Below are 14,828 nucleotides of genomic sequence, written 5' to 3'. Positions count from 1 at the left end.
GCCTGCTGCCCGGCTCCCCTCCGATCAAGTTCCACCACGACTTCCGCACCCGTAAGGACATGCCATGACCACACCCACGGCCCTCGCCACCGACGAGGCGCGCACCCGCCTGCACGAACTGACCGTCATCGACGTGCGTACCCCGGGCGAATACGCCGGCGGTCACCTGCCCGGCGCGCTCAACATCCCCCTCGACCAGATCCAGCGCGCGCTGCCCGACATCCGGCACGCCGCCGAACGCGGTGACGTCCTGGTCGTCTGCGCCTCGGGCGCCCGCTCCGAGAACGCCGGCAGGATCCTCGCGGAGAACGGCGTCAGGGCAGCCACCCTGTCGGGGGGCACCGGCGCCTGGGCGGCCGACGGCCACGAGCTGCACCGCCCGCAGGGCGCCTCGCGTGCCACCTGGGGCATGGAACGGCAGGTGAGGCTCACGGCAGGAGTGATCGTGCTGCTCGGCCTGCTGCTCGGGCTCGTCGTCCACCCGGCCTTCCAGCTGCTCTCCGCCGGCATCGCGGGTGGTCTGGTCTTCTCCGCCCTGACCAATACCTGCGGCATGGCCGCCCTGCTCGCCAAGCTCCCCCACAACCGTCCCCGCGCCGCCGACCTCGACAACACGCTTGCCGCACTGCGCAACCGCTGAGCCACGCGAAGGGAGGGGAGGGATCCTGAACCGGACCCCTCCCTTTTCGCCTGCCAGGCATGCGGCCAAGGCGCGCTACCCGTGCGCAGACGTCTCCTCTTCCGGTGACGGCTGCGGATCCCTCCTTCTCAACGTGCGAAGCAGCACCAGCAGTGCCGCCAGCGCCGCCACAGCGGCCGTGATCAGCACGATCAGCCGGTCGGACACCGCTGCGCCGAGGTCGGACAACCGCTCTTCCAGGGCGAACTCGGTATCGGTGCTCAACACCGACGGCAGCGCGGACGTGCCGTCGAAGGCGAGGAAAGCCGCACCGAGCGCGATGAACAGCAGGCCGCCGACGACCGAGGTGCTGTGCAGGGCCACCGGACCCACCCGGAAGACCCGCCCTCGCAGCCAGCGCTTGCGGCCCAGATCGAAGCGGTCCCACAACAACGCCAGCACGAACATCGGAACCGCCATCCCCAAGGCGTAGACGGCGAGCAGTACCCCGCCGTGCAGAGGGTCGCCGTCCACGGCCGCCACGGTCAGGATGCCTCCGAGGATCGGCCCCGCACAGAACCCCGCCAGCCCGTACACCGCGCCCAGCGCGAACACCGACAGCACCGAGCCCGAACGGCGTCCGCCCGCGGCCTGCGCCATCCGGCGGGAGCCGAAGCCCAGCCCGGCGATCTGGGCCACGCCCAGGGCGATGACCGTCCATCCGCCCGCTGTCACCAGGGTGTCCCGATGGCCGTAGAAGAGCCGGCTGGCAAACGAGCCGGCCACGCCGAGCGGCACGAGTGTCGTGCACAGGCCGAGGTAGAACAGGCCGGTGCGCGCCACCAGCCGGGTGCGACTGGTAAAGGAGTAGGCGAAGAAGGCAGGCAACAGCAGTGCGCTGCACGGGCTGAGCAGAGCGAGCAGACCGCCGAGGAACGCAACCGCCAGTCCGGCCTCGCTCATCGCCCGGCCGCCTTCGCCGCGGCCTCGACGGCTTCGTTGAAGGTGGCCGTGGGCTGAGCCCCCAGGATCGGCCGGCCGTTGATCAGAAACGCCGGAGTGCTGGTCACACCGAGGTTGTAGCCCTCCTCCTGGTCCTTCTGCATGGCGCTGCGGGCCTTGTCGGATGCCATGTCCGCCTGGAACCGCTCGATGTCGGTGATTCCGGCCTCACGGGCCATGTCGATGAGGTTCTCGGCGCTGAACTCACCGGCGTTGCGTTCACGCGGCTTGCTGTAGGCGACGTCGTGGAACTCCCAGAACTTCTTCTGCTGCCCGGCCGCCCAGCCGGCGAGCGCGGCCTGTTCCGACTCCTCGCCGAAGACGGGAAAGTTGCGCCATTCGATGCGCAGGACGCCCTTGTCGACGTACGAGCGCAGCAGTTCGGGCTCGGTCTTGCGGGCGAACCGGCCACAGAACGGGCACTGGAAGTCGGAGTACTCGATCATCACCACCGGGGCGTCCGCCCGTCCGACGGCCAGGGCATCGGAGGGATCGCGGCGAGCAAGAGCGAGCAGGCTCTCGTCGGCGGGCGCCGGGACGGCGGACTCGCTGACGACGGCGGATTCGCCCGCTGCCTCGTTGCGGCTCCCGGAGCCGTCCAGCGTGAGGGCGAAGGCCCCGGCCACCGCGGCGGCGGCGAGGACCGCGGCGGCCGCGATGGCGCGCCTGCGGGTGCGGCGGGACGAAGATGGTGTGAATGCAGTCATGGAACACCTCAGATGCGAGGGAGAAGGGGCAGAACCGGGCCGCAGATCAGGCAGACGCCGTGACCGGGCACGCGGTCTGCAAGGACAGACGGCGCAGCGCGGCTTCCGCCAGCAGTCCCGCCGACAGGACAGCCAGCAGTGGCTGCAGGGGAGCCCAGTAGCTCAGGGCTCCGGAAGCTCCGAGGAGCAAGAGGACGAGCTTGTTGCAGACCGGGCAGCCGACGGCGAAGAAGGACAGCGTGCCGCCGACCACTCCCAGACGGCCGCCTTTGTGGGTCTTGGGCCCAGAGGGGGCAGCGGGTTGGCGCACATAGGTGGTCAGGACGATGCCTGCCAGTACGGCCGTGACGGCGAGAGCCGGGTAGTTCCACCACTGCACGGGGACCGACCGGCCGAACAGCGGATTGGGCACCACGTCGGTGGGTGCGCCGACCAGGATCGCTGTGGCCAGGGCACCGAGGCCCGCCACAGTCCACTGCCGGGTCCGCCAACCACGCAGTGCTGCACCCGCCCGACGCCAGGAGCGCGGGGAAGAAGACATGCTGAAAAGCTCCGTTTCCAAGGATTCATGGACACGACCAACAGGCCGGTCTAAATCCGCAGAACGGAGTGAAGTGTCGTTGGCGGCGGCGGCGGAGCCGGGCCGCCCGACAGCATCCCGGAGAGCTGTGAATGGGACGGCGTAGAGGCAGTATGAAGGGCTGCGGGACCGGGGCACGAAGCCGTCGGCGCCACACTTTCCGCTCGCTGCGCGCTGTGATCGGCGAGCACCTTCTTGCCGCATGGCGCCGCCGTCCCGCCGGACCCCTCAGAGGCGGTAGGTGCATGCACATGCTGCGCGGCGGACGGGGGCGTGCCGGGCCCGCCACGCTCCGCGTGTCCAAAGACGCACAACAGCGCCACCACGGCTACAAGCAGAGCCAGCACACCGTGGAAGCCGACGTGTGCCGGCCTGTGTGCCACTGCTCGCTTCATCATCGATCCCGCGTCCGCTTGGAGACTCAGCCACCATAGGACACGCGCACGGCTAAGAACCCTCGGCAGGCCGGGTGGGCGGAGACTCAGGCGGGTGAGCCGGATGCCGGGGTACCCAAGCTCAGGCCAGAGAGAGGAACAGCTTCTCCAGTCGGGTACGCATCTGCTCCCGGTCGCCGGAAGCGGCCATGTCCGCGTCGGTCAGGCAGTGCTGCAGACCGGTGGCGATGATCGCGAAACCGGCCTTGTCCAGAGCCCGGGACGCCGCGGCGAGCTGGGTGACGACGTCCTCGCAGTCCCGTCCCTCCTCGATCATCTTGATCACACCGGCGATCTGGCCCTGTGCCCGGCGCAGCCGGTTGACCACCGTCTTCAGTTCCTCAGCCGCCATCGCCAGTTCCACAACCCACACTCCTTCGAGATACCCCCTTGGGTATCTTACAGAAGGGACAACCCCGACCGGGCGAGGAAAAATCCCCGCGGCACCCACTGCCGTCACTGCTGATCAGGCCAACGACCGCCTGTACGGCTACACCATCATCGACGAGCGGCCTCGGCGAATACGCCGCCGGCCACCCGCCCGGCGCCCGCAACATTCCCCTCGGCCACCTGCGCACCGCCGTGTCTGCCCTCAAGACGGTCTGGCAGGGGTGGGGCGGGTCCGTGCAGAGGTGGAGTCGGGGGAACTCCTCGGACCCGCCCCGCTCACCGGCTTCCTGTCCTTCGGTTGGCCGGCCGGTGAGGCTGGAGGGCCCCGACGCGGGGATCTACGAGGCAGTGGCCAGATCGTTGAGCAGCTCGTCGAGGCCCACGACGCGGAACGACTGGAGTCGGCGAATCAACTGCGAGGCGAGGAACGTCCCGGTGTTCGGATGGCCGTACGGCAACGGCGCATCCGGCTGTGCGATGACCTTCACACCGCCCTCGTCCCGGCCGTACAGAGTGCCGTGCACGCCGTACAGGGGTGCGCTCCTGGCCAGGAACACCGTCGGGTCGTCCTCCAGGTGCGGACAAAGCCTCGCGGCAGCACGGGTGTGCCTGCGGCACACCGGAGGTTGATTGGTGAGGATGCTCGGGCGACTTGGATCGTGATCCCGAGGGCCGGCGAGAAAGATGAAGCCGAGGGGCGTGCGGGCGGGACCTGTGCAGACCTGGCAGGTGAGCGTCTGCATGCACACCATCTGCCGGTGGGGGTGCATCAACTTCCACTGCGGCGCACCGGAGATCCGGCCTTCGGCGTCGACAGGGTTCCACCCGCACCGGGCCCAGAGCACGCCCCGCGGGTCTCGGTCCCGGGGGTCCTCGTCCGCGTAGTACAGCCGCGGGCCGGAGGCGTGACGCGTGATGACGAGGTTGTCCGGCGCCGCGTCCTCCCCTTCCCTCTGGGTGATGTACGGGACCAGGGAGAGACTCTTGTCTCCCGACTCGGCGGCCCGCAGGTTGTACGTGAGGCGGAGGGGCGGGAAGGTCACGGCGCCTCCGTAAGGCATTGGTGAGCCACCAGGCGTTCGAGGAGTTCGTCGAGCGTCCACGCCATGCGCCGGAGGTGCCCGACGGCTTGGCGGTAGTCGGTGGGTACTCCCTCGGTCCCGAGGGTGCGTCCGCGCTCGATGAGGTCGGCCACCTGCCCGTCCTGCTCGGCCACCTTGGAGACCACGGCGAGGTGGACGAGCCGCATCAGGTGGCCACGAAGGCGCTGCTCGTGCTCGTCGACCTCGTGTTCGGTGGGCGTGTAGTCGTCCAGGACGGCTGCCACGTCATCGAGCAGCAAGCCGTCGACATACGGGGCCCAGCGCTGCACCTTCTTCAGGACCCTTCTCAAGCCGGCCTCGGTGAAGGGCGGTACGGCGGCTCGCACGGGATGGGACCAACCGGGGTGGAGGGTGGTGGCCGTCATCGCCCCGACTCCTCTGGCACAGCGAGGCGGAGCCGGTGGGTAGCTCGTACGGGGGCGGGCACGGTGATCTCCTCTACGCGAAGTCGGCGATCCGGACGCCCTGGAGAGGGCCGGCCATCGGCTTCGAGGCTCCCGTTGCCGTAGTGGCGTCTCCACGCCGTCGCTACGCCTTTTCCCCGCCGTCTGGACGGCGGAGAAGCGTCGGTCGGACGGCGTGGAGACGCGCTGGAGACAAGCGGAACCTGTGGGTCACACCCGTTCGTACGACCGGAAGAGCGACCGCGATGCTGAACGACTCACGCCCGGCAGTCCACCGTTCTCCCACGCACTGGGTGGCCCTGGCCGGTCGGTGCGAGCCGCTTGCCTCCGCCCGTGACCACGCTCGTACAGTGCTGGCCGGTGTCGTGCCTTGCGTGGACGACGCGGTGTTGGTCGTATCCGAGCTGGTGGGTAACGCAGTGCGACACACGACGGCCGGCCCCGACTGTCTGACCATCGAGATTGACGGGGGTCAGGTCGTTGTTGCGGTCCACGACCCGGAGCCTGACGACGGTCGTGTGCAACTGCCGGAGACGGCTGCCGATCCGCTTGCCGAGTCCGGCCGGGGGCTGTGGCTGGTGCAGGCGCTGGCACGTCGTTGCTACGTGGAGACCACCGCCGTCGGCAAGGCGGTCGTTGCCGTCCTGCCGCGCGGGAAAGCGGCGGTCAGCCGAGCGGCAGGCTCTTGACGACGTCCCACCGATAGGCGCGGTCCTCGCGTCGCAGCTCCACCAATTGCACCTCACGGACGTCCAGATCAACTGGCGCAAGCCCGCGGAGCAGCGTGACGGCCTTGATGACGGGGGCAGCGGGGCGGGGCCGGTTGTTGTAGGCCAGGCTCAGGTGCGGGCGGAACAGCGCGGTTGGCTTGCGGGGAGCCAGCCCCAGCGAAGCCATGGACTCGCTGAGGGCCGCGTGCAGCGCCAGTACCGGGCCCCAAGGGGCGACTGTCAGACGTACGGCTCCCCGAGAACCCGCGAGCGGGACCGCCCGCAGGCGAAAGGCCGCCGGGAGAAGCGGGGCTGCCGCGCTGATGACGTCATCGAGACGGCTCAGCGGCAGCGCTGCGGCGGGACCGACGCGGGTGAGCGTGATGTGCAACCCGTCGGCGGGGACCGGATCCAGGCCGAGCGGCGCGAGGTGCTGCTGACAGCGAAGAGCGAGGTCGGCCAGCGCTGGGCTGCCGGGGAAGGTGAGCAACCAGTAGTACGCCCGGGTCTGTGCTGTCCAGCCGGGCCGGTCCCAGTGATCGACCATGGTCTCCACGGCGTCGAAGGCGGCCTGGTCGTGCGCCGCGATCACCGCCGGGTCACTCAGGTCGGCCGGCGGGTGGGCAGGGAAGGCTGCGGGATCGGCGCTGAGCTGTATGTGCGGCCAAGGCACCCGGCGAACTCCTCCGTGATCACCCCGCCTCGGCAGGCGGGTACTGACAGCCCCAGGCGCGGAGCTGTTCGCCATACTCGCGCACCGCCGACCGGGACCGCCAAGGGGCTGCTCGCTCGTACAAGTCCCGGGAGCGTTGCCGCACCGAGCTGATCGGCAGCGGACTGGCCAAAGTGATCGCCTGTTGCCCAAGGGACATGGCATGCTCCACGTCCGGTGCTCGCTGTTGAAGCACCGCGGTGGCCACGTCGAGGCGGACCAGCGAGCGGCTCCACGCGGAATCGGACTTCTCGACCAGGTCGTCGAGGTCCTGGGCGTCCCGCAGCACGTGCCCGGTGTCCTGCAGAGCGACACGGGCGGTCAGCGCATTGGCCAGGGTGCGGGCCCGCCCATACGGCAAGAAGGAGATGCAGGAGGTCAGGCCGGGGGTCACGTCATGCCGGTCGGAGAGCTCCAGCGCCCGCCCGATGGCCCGCTCGGCCTGGTTCCGGTCACTGAGCTTGCCGAGCGCCCGGGCCCGGCCGTTGACCAGTAGCCGGATGGCCTGCGGGTGGTTCGGCGCCCGGTCCACCGCGGCGGCGGCCCGCGCGTCGGCCTCGTCGTAACGGCCTGCGTAGTACGCCGCGAAGGACTGGGTGCCGCAGGCCCACATCTCGGTGTCGAGATCGCCGATTGCCCGGCTCAGTTCCAGCGCTTCGGCGCAGTACGCCTCAGCCAGGGGAAACGCGCCGGTGTTCACCGCCATGTAGCCGAGCAGTCCGCCGGCGCGTGCGGTGATCCGGAACAGTTCCCTGCGTGCGGATGGGGGTTGCTGACCCGCGAGCAGGGTGTATCCCATACTGCGCAGGCTGTTCGTCTGTCCCCACAGGCCGTCCGGTCCGTCCTTCTCGTACCGCTCGGTGATCACCTCGATCCGGGAGGCGAGGAAAGACAGAGTGGTCTGGTCGACGTTGCCGCAGGCCAGCTGACGGGCTCGGGCGACAATCTCCGCCGGGTCGTCATCGTGGGCCGTCGGGCCGGCCTGGGGAGAAGGTGGAACGTCCGCAGGTGGTAGCTCTGGGGCGGCCGGCGGATAAGCCGAGGCCGAAGCGAACAGGTCGCGGGCAGCCCTGCCCAGCAGCTCCTCCAGAATGCGGCACGTGTCGGGGCGGGGAAGCTGCTTCAGTTCCCCACTCAGCCACCGGTCGAACTGCCGCGAAGAGACTGCGACCGCGGCCAGCCGAGGGTCACCCGCCTCCTCGGCCAGGTTCCGGGCCGCGCGGGAGAACTGCACCTCGAACGCCGTGTAAGTCGTGAGGTGGCGCTCTTCGAGTAACTGCCGCAGCAGTGTGTTCCGGGGCATGAAAGACCTCCCAACGCGTCGGCGGAGCCGAGGGCTCCTCGGCGAACGGCACGCACGCCGGATCGTGCGGCGTACGGGATGTCCTACGCAAGAGTGCCGACGCAAAGCGCAACTAGGCAATATGTCTGGCTAAGTTGGCCCGTTCGGGTTGTCCGCCAACGGGTGGATGGACAGACTGCCCCCATGGCACTGAAGAGGAAGCTGGTCCCTCAGTCGGTCTACCGACGCCAGCTCGCCACACGGCTGCGCGAGTTACGGGAGGCGTCCGGCCTGACCCTCACCGAGGTGTCGGAGCAGATCGAAGTCAACCAGGGGTCCCTCAGCCGGATCGAGACCGGCGAGCGCGGCACCACTCCAGTTCTGGTCCGGGCTCTCCTCGACTGCTACTCCGTCACGGACGCCGAGCTGCGTGACGACATCCTGGACCTGGTGCGTGCCGACAAGGAACAGCAGAAGCCCTGGTGGCGCAAGTACTCCACGGTTCTCACCCCGACCCGCTACGACGGTTACCTCGCCCTGGAGGCAGGTGCCGTCGCGCTGGCCAACTACCAGCCCCTGCTCGTTCCCGGCCTGCTTCAGACAGAGGACTACGCTCGCGCCGTCATCGCCCAGATGCGTCCCGAACTCACTTGTGACCAGGTGGACGCCCTGGTCAAGGTACGGATGGAACGCCAGGAAAGCCGCCTGTCCGGCGAGCATTCCACCGACCTGTGGGCCGTCCTGGACGAAGCCGTCCTCCACCGGGTTGTCGGCTCTCCCGCCGTGATGCGCCAGCAGTTCGCCCACCTTGTCCAGGCCGGCGAGCAGCCTAACGTCACCATCCAACTTCTCCCGTTCTCCGCCGGCGCCCACCCCGGCCTCTACGGGCCCTTCGTCATCCTCACCTTCCCCCAGCCCACGGCACCGCTGGTCTGGCTGGAGAACCCCAACAACTCCGTGTACCTGGAGTCCGAGAGCGACATCCAGAACTACACGGACATCTTCGACCAGCTCAGGGCCTCGGCCCTCAGCCCCGCCGAGACCCGTACCCGCCTCATCCGAACTGCCGAGGAGCTCGAACCTTGAGCACGATTCCAATCAGCCGCCCCCGCGCCGAGGAACTGCACCACGCGCACTGGCGCAGGAGTTCCTACAGCGGAGGCGCCAACGACTGCGTCGAGATCGCCGACCTCGGTGCGTACGCGGCGGTGCGCGATTCCAAGGCACTCGACCTCTCACCTGTGATCCTCAGCCGCTCCGCCCTGGGCAATCTGCTGGACTACTACACCGACGGCGAGGCTTGCATCGGCTGAGGCACTGCCCGAGCCGCACATGCGCCGTTTCAGCCGCCAACTGGGAGTGCCCGCATGAGTGACCAGCACGACAAGCCGTTCCTCCAGATCGTGGTCTGCGCGGCCGGGGTCGCCGCCGACGTCGGTCGGCTGATCACGGCAGCACAGGAACGGCACTGGGACGTCGGCGTCGTAGCCACCCCGAAAGGAGTCGGCTTCCTTGATGCCGAGGCGGTCGAGGCCCGGACCGGCCGCCCCATCCGCTCGGCCTGGCGGTCACCCGGTGAGCCACGCCTGAGCCGGCCTGCGGATGCGATCGCGGTCGCTCCGGCCACCTTCAACACGGTCAACAAGTGGGCAGCTGGGATCTCGGACAATCTCGCGCTTGGCATCCTGTGCGAGGCGCCTGCCATGGGTGTACCGGTCGCCGTGCTGCCGTACCTGAACTCCGCCCAGGCCGCCCATCCTGCATACCGACGGAGTCTGGACCTGCTGCGTGAGATGGGTGTCTTGGTCGGCTCCTACGAGCCTCACCGGCCGAAGGCGGGCGGCGGGGCCGACCGCTACCGCTGGGAGGAAGTGCTGGAGCTGCTCGCCCCCAGGCTGGCCATGCGGTCGTGATCAGCGCCTTCGTGCTTGCGGCGGTCGCGAGCCCGCAGATGCTTCGTGTACCGACGGGCTGGGGCCTGGTGGCTTCCCGGGTTGCACTGTGCTGCGGTCCTGTAGTGCACGGTCGCTGTGCGCGGGCCGTGAGATAAGGCGCTGCGTTCGCCAGGTCAAGGTCCTGGCGGGGGAGCGGGCGTCGTCCAGAGCTCGCTGGTCGACCACCTGCTTGAGGAGTCGCTCCGGTTCATGGCCGAGTGCTTCCGCCTCGGCGAGTGCGGCGGTGAGGGCGTCGATAGCGGGATCCGACAGGACCTGTTCCGCGTGCTCGGGCAGGGCCCGGCGGATGTGGCGTATGTACCGGTTCACCGCCTGTTGGGGCGGTCGATGCTGGACAAGAGCGGTGAGGGGCGCGCCTGCTGCCTCGTCGTAGGCGGCTTGGAGGTGGAGCAGGGCCTGCTGCGCGGCGGTGACCTGCTGGTCGTGGTGGCGGAGCTGGTGCCAGCGAGTGGCCGCGACGGTGACGAGGATCGCGGCATCGAGGAGCATCGCCAGAGCCGTGCCGTCCCCGGGGGCGGGCTCGCGGAACATCGCCCGTGCGGCGCTTCGCAGGGCGCGGGCGTGATGGTGTTCGGCCTGGACGCGGGATCGGGTGGCGCGTTCGAAAGCGGAAGCTGCCTCGCGGAGCTGGGCGCGGAGGGGTGCGGGAGCGAGGAGGGGCAGGGCGTCGAGAGCTTCACCGAAGGCGGCGAGGTGGGCCTGGGAGGCTCGGTCGTCGTATCCGCTGAGGTGGTGGGGGATGCGTTCGGCGGCTGCGGTTGCCCGGTGCCAAGGGTTGGGCCTGCGCCTACCCGGCCCGTCGGCGGGCTGCGGGTCGGTGGCCTCCAGGCGTGCTCGGATCTTGGGGAAGGACAGGTCCGGCGCGAGTTCGGAGCCGGAGAACCAGATCGGTTGCCTACCTGCTGTGGTGGTGTCTTCGCTGGCGACCTTGTAGCCGCGTACATCGCCAGAAGGGAAGTACACGACTTCGACCAGCACGCCGTCGGTGTGGCTGAGCAGGCGGATGAACTCGTCGGTGCTGGTGGTGGCGGCCACGGCGGTGCGGACGATGGTGCGCAGACGTTCGCGGGCCGGTTTTTCCTGGCCTTGGCGGTGTGCTTTTTCCTGTTCGGCGCGGGTGGGGCGCTTGGCGGCGGTGCGGTCTCCGCGGGCGACTTGGAAGAGGCCGTATTCCTTCTCGATGGCAGCGAGTTCGCGGTCGGCGGTGAGGTAGTCGTTCCAGTGGCGGGCGGTGCTCAGGTCGCCGCGGACCTTGGTGGCGGCGATGTGGATGTGGTCGGGGGCGTGCCGAACGGCGACCCAGCGGCAACCGTCCGGGTCGTCTTGTGGCGCGATGCCGGTGGCGGCCACAACGCGGCGGGCTATGCCGGCCCAGTCATCGTCGCTGAGGTGGCGGTCGGTTGTGGCGGCGCGGAGGGAGCAGTGCCAGACGTGGCGCTCGGGTGCTCGTCCGAGTCGGCGGGCTTGCTTGACGCGCAGGTCGAGGTCGGCGACCAGGAGCTTCCTTGCGGCGGTGAAGTCGTCGGTGCCGCCGGGGTCGGGGGCGAAGCCGTCCCAGGAGGCGACGAGGTGAGGGTCGGTGTGGTCTTTGGCCATCTTGGTGTCGAACAGGTAGCGGATCAGGCCGGCCGTGTCCTTGCCGCTGCTGATCTTGGCGATCACTGGGCTGTCCTTTTGGTGACGGCCCGGTCCGCCGCTGCCACGATCTCGCTGATGGCACTACGGACCGCGTTCAGGGTGCGTTCGGTCTGGGCAAGGGCGGCGGTATCCCCAGGATGTGGATGGCCGCCGGAGTTGAGTTTCCGGGCGATCTGGTTGGCGTTGTTGCCGATCTTGGCGACCTGCTCGCGCAGGACGGTCAGCTCGTCGATGTAGTCGTCCAGCGGTGTGCGCTGGCCGGGCAGGGCGAGATCGCCATGGATGTGTGCCATGACGACGGCGCCGACGTAGTGGGCGCCGGCGATGTTGAGCGACCGGGCCTTGGCGAGGATGGCGCTCCTTTCTTCGACGCTGTAGCGCACGTCGACGCGTTCCTTGCGCTGAATGTCTTTGCGCTTGCGGCGGCGGGCGATGCGGTGCAGGGCGGCGGCTTCGGCGGCACGAGGCAGGACGACGGGGGTGGCCTGGACGCGTTGTCTGTCCTCGGGTGCCCCCCGGCGCCCGCGGGTCTCCGCCACCCCCGGGGCGGAGCTCCCGTTGGACCGCTCCTTGGACGGTCCAACGGCATACCTTGCTGGCTGGGTGACGCTTGTGGTCATCTCCCGCTGTCCGGGGGGCAGCTCATGGCGGGCTTCGCGCATCGGGGCAGTCCTTACTAGGGGTCGGCGGAGGGAAGTGCCAGGGACGGTCGGCTCCGCGCTTTGTCCACTCGCTGAGCAGCGCGATGACGGGCGGTACCGACCGCGCACCGCGCTAGGAGACGCGCTCGGGCATACGGTCAAGTTCGGCCTGCAGGCGGCGTGTGATCTCGGTGAGGCGGTCTTTGCCGACGGGGTGGCCCTGGGCTCGGATCGCCGCTTCGACGTGGCGGCGGGAGATACGTCCTTGGCGGCCCAGGGGCGCGGCGCGACCGAGAGCCAGGAGCGTTTCCGTGGAAGCGCTGGGCTGCCGACCCTTGATCGGGCTGTGGGGCTGACGCGCCTCCGCCACTTCGGCCGGAGGGTCCGCCACGTCCGCGATGTCCTCCGCCACAACTTCATGCCGTGCTTGTGCCGCGTCCTTCGAGGTATCGGCCGTGTCGCTGTCCGGAGCGGGCCGCAGCAAGTCCTCGACGTGAGTGTGGCGCTGAGCACTGACCGGTTCAGTCGAGTGCCGACCAGTGGGGTGGCGGCGTATGACGAGATCCAGGTGGACGGCTCCGGCGAGCGCGAGCGGGGCGATGGCCGACAGGGCGCCGACGGTGACGTCGTCCAAGTGGAGCCCGGTGGTGTCGCTCTCCTGGTTGAGACGGACGGCGTGCAGGGCGTTCGCCCAGATGCTCGTGATGGTGGCGATGCCGACGAGGGCCCAGACGTAGAGGCGAGAGCGCCAGGGGGCGGTGCGCAGGATGAGCAGGGCCGCGACGCCGATGGCGATGAACCCGTCGATCACGAGCGGGAAGGCGTACGTCAGCACTCCGCGGATGTGGATGGCCACTGCCATCTGCCGCAGGGCGTCGTACGAGAGGGCGAAGCCGATCGTGCCGACCAGAGCGACCCCCAGGCGGATCGCGGCGGTCATCATCGGTACTGGGGTCGCGGTGGTGCGTACAGGCAAGCGGGTGCTCCAAGCAGGGGGGCCGGTGGGCAGCGAGGTGGCGGATCCGTCGCACCCGTCGCACGGCTGGTCAGAGCAGGTACGGGTGATCGTCGTGGTACGAGACGACTCGTCGCAGCGACGACACCCGTCACGGCGTTGACCTGCGATGCGACGGGTGCGACGAGTCTTTACGGGTGCGGGTGCGGGTGCGGGTGCGGGTGCGGGTGCGGGTGCGGGTCCGGGCCTGTCGGGGCGCTCTCGTCACCGTTCTCGGAGGCGGACTCCTCCGGGCAGTACCGCGCCCAGGCGTCGGTGAAGCGGAGCCGGGCGAAGCCCTTGGCCTGTCGGCCGCCCTCGAAGCGGAGGGTGGCGGCCTTGATGTCGAAGTCCTTCAGAAGGAGCCCAAGATGGCGTGGGCTGAGGCCGGTGGTGCCGTACTCGGCCCACGGAGCCTCCTGGTCCTTGAGAAGCTCCTCCAGCAGGTCCCGGGTGCGCATGATGTCCGGGTCGCCGCAGCGGGCGAAGGCGCGCCGGATGTCCTGCAGCAGGCGGGTCTTGAGGTTGGACTCGTCGTCCTTGTCCGCCTCGGCGGCGCACATGGCCACACAGGCAGCGCGCGCGTCCTCGGGCCAGGTACCGCCGGCCAGCTCCGCGACGATCACGAGCGGTTCCCAGGTGTCCGCCGCGCGGTCCTGCACCGGCATCCGCGGTACCAGGTCCGCGGCGGTGTCCATGAGCGGACGGATCCAGGCCGCCAGACGGTCCCGGAGGGCGTGCAGGGCGGGGATGTCGCGGCGGGAGCGGAACTGCTCGACGCGCTCGCCGTCCTTGCGGCGTTGTATGCGGATCACCACCGCCCGGTCCATGACCGTGTCCGGCAGGGCGCCGATGCCGGCGAGCGCGGCCATGGCGAAGGTGGGGAACTTCCGCGTCTTGTGCTCGGGGCCGGAGATCCGCAGGGCGGGCCGGTTGCGCTGGTGGCCGGCGTTGAGCAGGCCGCGCAGCTCCTCGTTCTTCTCGGCGGCCTTGATGCTGCCGAAGATGGTGTCGGCCTCGTCCACCAGCAGAGTGGGCGGGTCGTCACCGATGGCACGGAAGACGACAGCCGGGCTGGTGTTCACGGTGATCAGCGGGTCGTGCGCCGTCTCCGTGATCACGTCCAGCAGGCGGGACTTGCCGCACCGCTTCGCCGGCCCGACCACCGCCAGGCGCGGAGCGTGCTGCAGCGCGGGCTGGATGTGCGTGGCCGCCACCCACAGTGTGACGGCGGTCAGGGCCTCGCCACTGGGCAGGATCACGTACCGGGCGATCGCTGCGCGCAGCTCGTCCAGCAGGCCGGCGCCCTCGTTGGAGCTGTCGGTCCGATCAGGCTCGCTGGATGAGGGATCGGACGCCAGGCCCTGGCCGGGGATGGCCACGGGTGGCCAAGACCGGTTGACGGCGGGTGCGGTGGGGGTGTGAGAGGTCGTAGATTCGTCCACAGGCGTTCCTCCCCGGTGAGCCGGACGGGCAAGGTCCGGCTCACCAAGACAGATCGTTTTCTGGCAAGGGGCGATGGGGGAAGGGGCCGCGGGGGGGCCCGGGGGGGCCCGCCGCGGGGCGGCCCGGGTGGCGCGGTCCCCCCGCCCCCCCCACGACGCGGCCTTCCCTGCCCACGCCGTCGTGTCCTGTCTGCGGGAGGCCGGGCTAAGCC

Annotated in this window: 17 protein-coding genes; 5 read left to right on the top strand and 12 right to left on the bottom strand. The window is 69.7% G+C overall.

The annotated features are described in order from the left end of the window. The first annotated feature begins 64 nt into the window (after positions 1-64). Complete coding sequence (locus ACFV20_RS03490; protein WP_385651860.1) at positions 65-640, top strand: rhodanese-like domain-containing protein; 576 nt, start codon at positions 65-67, stop codon at positions 638-640. A gap of 75 nt (positions 641-715) precedes the next feature. Here ACFV20_RS03490 and ACFV20_RS03485 read toward each other — a convergent pair whose 3' ends face one another. The 6 genes from ACFV20_RS03485 to ACFV20_RS03460 form a co-directional block, all read right to left on the bottom strand. Further along, on the bottom strand, positions 716-1,582 hold the full coding sequence (locus tag ACFV20_RS03485) for a cytochrome c biogenesis CcdA family protein (RefSeq protein ID WP_385651857.1): 867 nt from the start codon (positions 1,580-1,582) through the stop codon (positions 716-718). Next, entirely contained in the window at positions 1,579-2,328 is a 750-nt protein-coding gene (locus ACFV20_RS03480; RefSeq protein WP_385651856.1) for a DsbA family protein, read from the bottom strand. The genes ACFV20_RS03485 and ACFV20_RS03480 overlap by 4 nt, the downstream gene beginning before the upstream one ends. A gap of 46 nt (positions 2,329-2,374) precedes the next feature. After that, positions 2,375-2,869, bottom strand: a complete 495-nt coding sequence (locus ACFV20_RS03475; RefSeq protein WP_385651853.1) for a hypothetical protein — start codon at positions 2,867-2,869, stop codon at positions 2,375-2,377. 555 nt (positions 2,870-3,424) lie between these two features. Continuing rightward, positions 3,425-3,706, bottom strand: coding sequence for a metal-sensitive transcriptional regulator (locus tag ACFV20_RS03470; RefSeq protein WP_010358257.1), 282 nt, complete (start codon positions 3,704-3,706; stop codon positions 3,425-3,427). 364 nt (positions 3,707-4,070) lie between these two features. Then, positions 4,071-4,775, bottom strand: coding sequence for a hypothetical protein (locus ACFV20_RS03465; RefSeq protein ID WP_385651850.1), 705 nt, complete (start codon positions 4,773-4,775; stop codon positions 4,071-4,073). Further along, on the bottom strand, positions 4,772-5,200 hold the full coding sequence (locus ACFV20_RS03460) for a DUF6415 family natural product biosynthesis protein (RefSeq protein ID WP_385651847.1): 429 nt from the start codon (positions 5,198-5,200) through the stop codon (positions 4,772-4,774). The genes ACFV20_RS03465 and ACFV20_RS03460 overlap by 4 nt, the downstream gene beginning before the upstream one ends. Before the next feature lie 413 nt (positions 5,201-5,613). On the opposite strand from ACFV20_RS03460, the gene ACFV20_RS03455 reads away from it, so the two are divergent. After that, entirely contained in the window at positions 5,614-5,928 is a 315-nt protein-coding gene (locus ACFV20_RS03455) for an ATP-binding protein (protein WP_385651845.1), read from the top strand. Here the strand turns inward: ACFV20_RS03455 and ACFV20_RS03450 are convergent. Both ACFV20_RS03450 and ACFV20_RS03445 read right to left on the bottom strand, forming a co-directional pair. Further along, on the bottom strand, positions 5,906-6,622 hold the full coding sequence (locus ACFV20_RS03450) for a 2'-5' RNA ligase family protein (RefSeq protein WP_385651842.1): 717 nt from the start codon (positions 6,620-6,622) through the stop codon (positions 5,906-5,908). The genes ACFV20_RS03455 and ACFV20_RS03450 overlap by 23 nt on opposite strands. A 19-nt stretch (positions 6,623-6,641) precedes the next feature. After that, positions 6,642-7,964, bottom strand: coding sequence for a hypothetical protein (locus ACFV20_RS03445; protein ID WP_385651839.1), 1,323 nt, complete (start codon positions 7,962-7,964; stop codon positions 6,642-6,644). A gap of 183 nt (positions 7,965-8,147) precedes the next feature. On the opposite strand from ACFV20_RS03445, the gene ACFV20_RS03440 reads away from it, so the two are divergent. Genes ACFV20_RS03440 through ACFV20_RS03430 form a run of 3 tightly spaced genes read left to right on the top strand, consistent with a single transcriptional unit; the run spans position 8,148 to position 9,856 of the window. Then, a complete protein-coding gene (locus ACFV20_RS03440; protein ID WP_385651837.1) occupies positions 8,148-9,029 on the top strand; it encodes a helix-turn-helix domain-containing protein in 882 nt (293 codons plus the stop codon). Continuing rightward, complete coding sequence (locus tag ACFV20_RS03435) at positions 9,026-9,256, top strand: DUF397 domain-containing protein (protein WP_385651836.1); 231 nt, start codon at positions 9,026-9,028, stop codon at positions 9,254-9,256. Before ACFV20_RS03440 ends, ACFV20_RS03435 begins: the two co-directional genes overlap by 4 nt. A gap of 54 nt (positions 9,257-9,310) precedes the next feature. Continuing rightward, positions 9,311-9,856, top strand: a complete 546-nt coding sequence (locus ACFV20_RS03430; protein WP_385651834.1) for a flavoprotein — start codon at positions 9,311-9,313, stop codon at positions 9,854-9,856. Here the strand turns inward: ACFV20_RS03430 and ACFV20_RS03425 are convergent, their stop codons facing one another. The 4 genes from ACFV20_RS03425 to ACFV20_RS03410 all read right to left on the bottom strand — a co-directional run bounded on the left by ACFV20_RS03425 (position 9,857) and on the right by ACFV20_RS03410 (position 14,616). Beyond that, on the bottom strand, positions 9,857-11,560 hold the full coding sequence (locus tag ACFV20_RS03425; RefSeq protein ID WP_385651832.1) for a relaxase/mobilization nuclease domain-containing protein: 1,704 nt from the start codon (positions 11,558-11,560) through the stop codon (positions 9,857-9,859). Further along, positions 11,557-12,075 (bottom strand): plasmid mobilization relaxosome protein MobC, encoded by a 519-nt coding sequence (gene mobC, locus ACFV20_RS03420; RefSeq protein WP_385651830.1) that lies wholly within the window; start codon positions 12,073-12,075, stop codon positions 11,557-11,559. Before mobC ends, ACFV20_RS03425 begins: the two co-directional genes overlap by 4 nt. Positions 12,076-12,310: 235 nt before the next feature. Beyond that, positions 12,311-13,117, bottom strand: a complete 807-nt coding sequence (locus tag ACFV20_RS03415; RefSeq protein WP_385651985.1) for a DUF2637 domain-containing protein — start codon at positions 13,115-13,117, stop codon at positions 12,311-12,313. Positions 13,118-13,323: 206 nt separating this feature from the next. Next, entirely contained in the window at positions 13,324-14,616 is a 1,293-nt protein-coding gene (locus ACFV20_RS03410; protein WP_385651828.1) for a DUF3631 domain-containing protein, read from the bottom strand. Positions 14,617-14,828 lie beyond the last annotated feature (212 nt).

Origin of the sequence: Streptomyces sp. NPDC059696 (genome assembly GCF_042733745.1) — a bacterium.
GTDB lineage: Bacteria > Actinomycetota > Actinomycetes > Streptomycetales > Streptomycetaceae > Streptomyces.
The sequence above is the reverse complement of the archived record's forward strand: the minus strand, read 5'-3'. Positions and strand labels throughout refer to the sequence as shown.